Annotated in this window: 8 protein-coding genes; 6 read left to right on the forward strand and 2 right to left on the reverse strand. The window is 37.9% G+C overall.

Features of this window, described 5'->3' with window-relative positions; all coding sequences use genetic code 11:
- Positions 1-159: 159 nt before the first annotated feature.
- The 3 genes from AC1M9H_RS12645 (at position 160) to AC1M9H_RS12655 (ending at position 1,905) form a co-directional block, all read left to right on the forward strand.
- Positions 160-1,146: a malate dehydrogenase gene (locus tag AC1M9H_RS12645; RefSeq protein WP_035269892.1), complete on the forward strand. Its 987-nt coding sequence runs from the start codon at positions 160-162 to the stop codon at positions 1,144-1,146.
- Between the two features lie 148 nt (positions 1,147-1,294).
- Complete coding sequence (locus AC1M9H_RS12650; protein WP_179999322.1) at positions 1,295-1,534, forward strand: DUF2789 family protein; 240 nt, start codon at positions 1,295-1,297, stop codon at positions 1,532-1,534.
- A 119-nt stretch (positions 1,535-1,653) separates the two neighbouring features.
- Positions 1,654-1,905, forward strand: a complete 252-nt coding sequence (locus AC1M9H_RS12655; RefSeq protein WP_481586807.1) for a DUF2789 family protein — start codon at positions 1,654-1,656, stop codon at positions 1,903-1,905.
- Between the two features lie 26 nt (positions 1,906-1,931).
- Here AC1M9H_RS12655 and AC1M9H_RS12660 read toward each other — a convergent pair whose 3' ends face one another.
- Both AC1M9H_RS12660 and AC1M9H_RS12665 read right to left on the reverse strand, forming a co-directional pair.
- Positions 1,932-2,459, reverse strand: coding sequence for a hypothetical protein (locus AC1M9H_RS12660; RefSeq protein WP_481613526.1), 528 nt, complete (start codon positions 2,457-2,459; stop codon positions 1,932-1,934).
- Positions 2,460-2,517: 58 nt separating this feature from the next.
- On the reverse strand, positions 2,518-3,120 hold the full coding sequence (locus AC1M9H_RS12665) for a 2OG-Fe(II) oxygenase (RefSeq protein ID WP_481613527.1): 603 nt from the start codon (positions 3,118-3,120) through the stop codon (positions 2,518-2,520).
- 116 nt (positions 3,121-3,236) lie between these two features.
- Here AC1M9H_RS12665 and AC1M9H_RS12670 point away from each other — a divergent pair, with 116 nt between their 5' ends.
- Genes AC1M9H_RS12670 through AC1M9H_RS12680 form a run of 3 tightly spaced genes read left to right on the forward strand, consistent with a single transcriptional unit; the run spans position 3,237 to position 6,044 of the window.
- The gene (locus AC1M9H_RS12670; protein ID WP_035269897.1) at positions 3,237-4,094 is read left to right on the forward strand and encodes a 23S rRNA (adenine(2030)-N(6))-methyltransferase RlmJ; all 858 of its coding nucleotides are present in this window, start codon (positions 3,237-3,239) and stop codon (positions 4,092-4,094) included.
- Between the two features lie 39 nt (positions 4,095-4,133).
- Complete coding sequence (pssA, locus tag AC1M9H_RS12675) at positions 4,134-4,958, forward strand: CDP-diacylglycerol--serine O-phosphatidyltransferase (RefSeq protein WP_035269898.1); 825 nt, start codon at positions 4,134-4,136, stop codon at positions 4,956-4,958.
- 18 nt (positions 4,959-4,976) lie between these two features.
- Positions 4,977-6,044 carry a DUF6670 family protein gene (locus AC1M9H_RS12680; protein WP_481613528.1) on the forward strand — a complete coding sequence of 356 codons (1,068 nt, stop codon included), beginning with the start codon at positions 4,977-4,979 and terminating at the stop codon, positions 6,042-6,044.
- The last annotated feature ends 170 nt before the right edge of the window (positions 6,045-6,214 follow it).

Here is a 6,214-nt window from a genome sequence, read left to right on the forward strand (position 1 = left end):
GTTAATTTATATTTCCTATCAGACTTTTGTTGAAATTCATTCTCTTTTCAATGCATCTGTCAAAGTATTGGAGTACAATCTTCGCCGTTTATGATTATTAAGATTAGATAGAACAGCTATTTAATCGCATTGACTATCCTCTCAACTGGAGATAATTACATGAAGCAACCTGTTCGCGTTGCCGTTACTGGCGCTGCTGGTCAAATTGGTTACAGCCTTTTATTCCGTATCGCTAGCGGTGAAATGTTGGGTAAAGACCAACCAGTTATTCTTCAATTATTAGAAATTCCTGTTGAGAAAGCTCAACAAGCGCTTAAAGGCGTGATGATGGAACTTGATGACTGTGCTTTCCCATTATTGGCTGGCATGATCGGTACTGATGATCCTAAAGTTGCATTCAAAGATGCTGACTACGCGCTTCTTGTTGGTTCACGTCCACGTGGTCCTGGTATGGAACGTGCTGACCTTCTTAAAGTCAACGGTGAAATCTTCATCGGTCAAGGTCAAGCGCTTAACGAAGTTGCTAGCCGTGACGTTAAAGTTCTTGTTGTAGGTAACCCTGCTAACACGAATGCTTATATCGCAATGAAATCTGCTCCAGATCTTCCAGCGAAAAACTTCACAGCAATGTTACGTCTTGACCACAACCGTGCGTTAACTCAACTTGCTCAAAAAGCTGGTGTTGCAGTTTCTGACATCAAAAACATGACAGTTTGGGGTAACCACTCTCCAACAATGTATGCTGACTACCGTTTTGCTAACGTAAACGGCGAAAGCTTAAAAGACAAAATCAACGATGCTGCATGGAATAAAGACGTATTCCTTCCAACTGTTGGTAAGCGTGGTGCTGCGATCATCGAAGCGCGTGGTCTTTCTTCTGCTGCTTCTGCTGCAAACGCTGCAATCGACCATATGCGCGATTGGGCTCTTGGCACAAACGGCGAATGGGTAACTATGGGTATTCCTTCTGATGGTTCTTACGGTATCCCTGAAGGCGTAATGTTCGGTTTCCCTGTAACTTGTGAAAATGGCGAGTACAAAATCGTTCAAGGTCTTGAAATTGACGAATTCAGCCGTGAGCGTATCAACTTCACGCTTAATGAGTTAGAAGAAGAACGTGCAGCGATTGCTGACATGGTTAAATAATTTAGTTTTCAACTAAATTAAAAAAGCACTCCGAATGGAGTGCTTTTTTAATGCACAAAACTTAACAATGCTTAAGAAATCCTTCTACATAGAATTTTGTATTGACATGTTATCTTGAACAAAATCATTAAAATTCAAGGAGCAATCCATGTTGGATATGGAAGTAAATCAAGAATTACTTTTTGAGCAATTGGGCTTAGATAGCTCACCTGAAGGGATTGATCAATTTATACAAACACATCGGCTTGATCCCAATACGCCGATGCATGAAGCTGATTTTTGGAATCCATCGCAACGCGATTTTATTATTAGTCATTGGAAAAAAGATAATGAATGGGCCATTGTCATTGACCAATTGAGTGAGCAGCTCACTAACGATACAAAGTGATTAAAATATAATCACAAATTGAAACAATAAACCCAGACCAAAAGCTAGGTTTTTTCATGGATTTTTTATAAGTTATTTAAATAATAATTTTATTAAAATCTGATAAGGGGAGTCTCTTGATGGAACATAAACCTTCCTTAGCGTTATTGTTTTCTCAATTGGGGTTGGCAAATAGTCCAGCGGCAATTGAACTCTATATCCGTACACATCAGCTTTCCGCTCAACAAAATTTACATGATGCACCATTTTGGAATAAAGGTCAGCGCGACTTCTTAATTAGTCATTTAGTACAAGATGATGATTGGGCAATATGGATAGATGAACTTAATCAACAATTACATATGGATGCATATAAATTAAGAATGGCCTAAAAAAAGCCCCTTTCATGGGGCTTTTTTTAATGCATCTTAGGTTTGGTTAACTGGATAAACCACTCTTGGTCATGAAATTGTTTGAAAGCAGGGTGAGTTCTTATCACCTCTAAATCATGATCAATAGTTTTAAAATATTTATTTAGCCAATGGCGTGTAAGTGCTGATTCTTTACGAGAAGCGCAAGCATAAGCCAGATTAAAATAAACATCACTATGATTGTTTGATGTTAATGATTTTAAAATTTGCTGAGTGATGATCGCAAATTTTTCATCTTGAGTAATCTCAAAATACATCATGTAGGCTCTAGCTAACATCAGGGTAAGATTAATATACAAACGCATTGGCATTTCTTCGAAATCTACTCGACCTTGTTCAAGAAGAACAATCGCTTCTTGAAGAAAATGAATTTGTTCCTGACGAAGCTTACTCATACTGACCAGCTCTAAACGCAATTCGGCACGTTCAAAGGCAAGCTCAGGCGTATTTTTTTGTAAGTAAAGTTGGTCTGTTTCACCAATGCGTTGAATAATTAGCTTGGTATTTGATTGCATGGATGAGTCCTCATCAGGTTTAAAACCTATATGGAGGCAACTTCGAAAAAATAAAGCGCTAAATTAAAGTTCGTGCGGTCCTTAACCAAGCTGTAATTGAAAGACGTTGGTGGTGTGCAACAAGAACTTCATGTAATAAATCGCTTTGAAATAGAGCGATGCGATTAGGTTTGGGTTCAATAATATGCCACTGATTATTCTTATCTTGGAGCTTTAGTTGACCACCCCAATGCTGATGCCATTCTTCATGCAGATAAAAAACTGTCGAAATCACACGACCATTTTTGCCTTGAGGGTTGTCTCGATGTAAAGCATAGAAATCACTAGGATTATAACAAGCGAAGTGGGCTTCGACTTCTTGAATGCCTAAATAAAATGCACGATTTAATTCCTGAGAGAGTAAATCTAAGGTTTTTATGTGTTGATGGGAAATTGATAGTTTTGGATCTAACCACAAAATGTGATCGCTGCGGATTGTGCTGACAATGCCATTTTGAATTGCTGCATTTCGAAAATCATCGAGATGGATTTGGCATTCATTTACAACGTTTTTTAAATAGCTTGGTGGGTATGCATGATCGATGATACTGAAGCCATGTTGATCTAAATCATCAAGGATTTGATCAACATTCCAATCCCCTGGGATGACAACTGCTTCCATATTTATCTCGCTATTTACTGTAAAAAAAAAGGTCAGCTATTTTAGAGTAATAATCGATTCTGAATGAAACACTTTTTCATGTTAAAATGATTGTTGATCTTAGGAATAATTGAAACATGAATTACCGTCACCATTTCCATGCTGGAAACTTTGCCGATGTCATGAAGCATGTATTGTTGCTTCAGATTTTGTCGCGTCTTAATCAAAAAGATAAGCCGTATCGTTACATTGATACACATGGTGGTGCAGGTAAATACGATTTATCAACGTCTGCAGCACAGAAGTCGGGAGAGTTTTTAAATGGTATTCACCGTTTAGTTAAACTCGATGACTCAATTAAGCGTAATGCCCCTGAAGGTGTTAAGCAATATCTTAAAGTTGTAGAAGATATGCGTGCAGGTGCCGGAAAAGGCGCTTATCCGGGTTCGCCATGGTTCGCTTTGGAAGGAATGCGCGAAACAGATAAAGCAACAATTTTTGAGATGCAACGAGATGTATTTCAGCAACTTTACATGAATGTGCGTGATCGTCGGGCAGGTTTGCATGAGCGTGATGCTTATGAAGGTTTGCTCGGTGTGATTCCTCCTAAAGAAAAACGTGGATTGGTCATGATTGATCCACCATATGAGGTGGAGCGAAAGGATTTTCCGCAGTTGGTTGAACTCATCGCTACGGCATATAAGAAATGGCCTACAGGCATATTTGCAATTTGGTACCCAATTAAAGACCGCGCAATGATTGATCGTTTTGAGAAAAAAATGATTAAGACTGGTATTCGCCGTCAATTGGTTTGTGAAGTATGTGTATGGCCAGACGATACACCTGTAGGATTAAACGGTTGTGGTTTATTAGTGATTAATCCACCTTGGAAGTTTTCTGAAGATGCAGATGAAGCATTGCAATGGCTTTTTCCGCACTTAAGAATGAGTGAAAATGGTGGTCATGCTGCCGTTCGTTGGTTGGTCGGCGAATAAGAATATTGAGAGATAAGGCTACAGTTAGGACGAATGACAATGACAAATATAAATAAACCTGAAACTGAATCTTCTCCAAGAAATGTTCCGGGCTTTGATGGTATTACTTTCGAAGTTGAAGAAGAGGAACATACACAAGAAGGGCAAAAGGTTAAGCGTCGTGGGATTTATCTGTGGCCAAATCTGATTACTACTGCGGCATTGTTGTCAGGGTTTTACTCAATTATTGCAAGTATGAATGGCGAATTCACACAAGCCATTTATGCCATTTTTATCGCTGCTTTATTTGATGGTTTAGATGGTCGGGTCGCACGAGCAATTGGAGCGCAAAGCCCTTTTGGTGAGCAGTTTGATTCATTATCAGATATGTTGGCATTTGGTGTTGCGCCTGCAATTTTGATGTATAGCTGGAGCCTCCATGATCTAGGTCGAATCGGTTTGGCTGCATGTTTTGTCTATACTGCTTGTGCTGCATTCCGATTGGCACGTTTCAATGTGCAAATAGGTGTGGTTGATAAACGCTATTTTATTGGTGTAGCTAGTCCTCTAGCCGCAGTAATGATCATTTCTTTGGTTTGGGTGGGGCGTGATTTCCCTGAAATTTTTGTCCTATCTGATCCAATGATTCAGACGATAAATGCAGTCATTATTATTGCAGTTGGCTTGCTGATGATTTCGAATATTAAATACTATTCGTTTAAAACCGTAGATCGTAAACGTGTGCCGTTCGCAGTCTTGCCTATTGTTGTGTTTATCTTTGCTGCGATTACATACAATATTCCTGTCGGTATTTTAGTGCTCTCGATAATTTATGCACTTTCAGGTTTCGTCACTACATTTTTGGCTCGAGAAAAAACAATATAAATAAAAAAGGAGTTTGGTATGCAGTTGTTGATGAGTTTAGCGGACGATTCAAAACAGCTGAATCAGGCTCCTTTTCCTCTTCGGTTGGATTATCACGGTCCACGAGGAATCTATAAAATTATCCATCAAGGATTGATGATTCCAGGATTACCATCTCCACTTCATTATTTTAATTTTTTAACCATTATCGGACAGCCGAATGTTCCAATGCTGCGTAATGATTATGCAATTAAAACAAGAGCCTTGGATACTGTTTCACTCATTACGAGCATTAGTCCACATATGGTTGGACATTTTCATGGTTATTCAATCATCAATGATTGCGAGATTAAAGAGAATAAATTTGTATTCGGACAAAGAGAGCAACTAGAAGGCTCAATCCCAAACTTCAAATTAATAAGAAAGGACAATGAACTTTCCGTTGATCTGAATATTCAAACTCAACCAATTATTTCGTACTTTACCAAACTAAAATTAGGTTTATTTGATCACTGGTCATTAGTGTGTCAATGCAAAGGAACAGTAACCTATAAAGAACAAACATATAAAATTGACCAGTTAGGATCATTTGAATTTGCCAGAGCGATCAATATTCCTTATCTACCGCTTCATTTTTTTACCTATCAGATAATTAACTTAATTGACCAAAGACAGTTACTTCTTGCTCATATACGCAACGGTTTAAATCAAATTGTGCAATCAAGGATGTATCTAAGAGATTTAAAAGCTCAGACATCTGAAATGTTTGATGATGTTTATTTCAAAGTCCATCGTGTATACCCAAAAATAAAGACCCCTAATGGACATGAGATGTATTTAGCGCGCGTATTTGAATGGTCATTTGAAAATAAAAAAAGAAAAATAATCGTGAAAGGTGAAAGTCGTGGAGATTTTAAATTCGGTCTTGCCGCAGGTTATGTCGGTAGTTTTAGTTATCAGGTGCAGATTGATGGAATTAAAGAAGTGGGACAATCTGGGTATTGTGAATATATAGATTGCCGTAGTTTAAAGTGGCAAGAAATTAATAAAGATGAAAAATTAATGGATAATTTTGCAAGTATTGTGCCATGCACGCTTAAAAAATAGCTCCAAAAGCATAAAAATCACGTAAATTGAACAATAAATATCCAGTTAATCATATTTTTTTTAAATATTTAAAAAACATGGTTGCATTGGATATGAAATACTGTAGAATGCACATCCATCGGCGGTGATGTTGATTAAAACTTGTTGAAAAACAAGGGTTTAGCTTAATA

It is taken from the genome of Acinetobacter sp. ANC_7512, assembly GCF_056779935.1.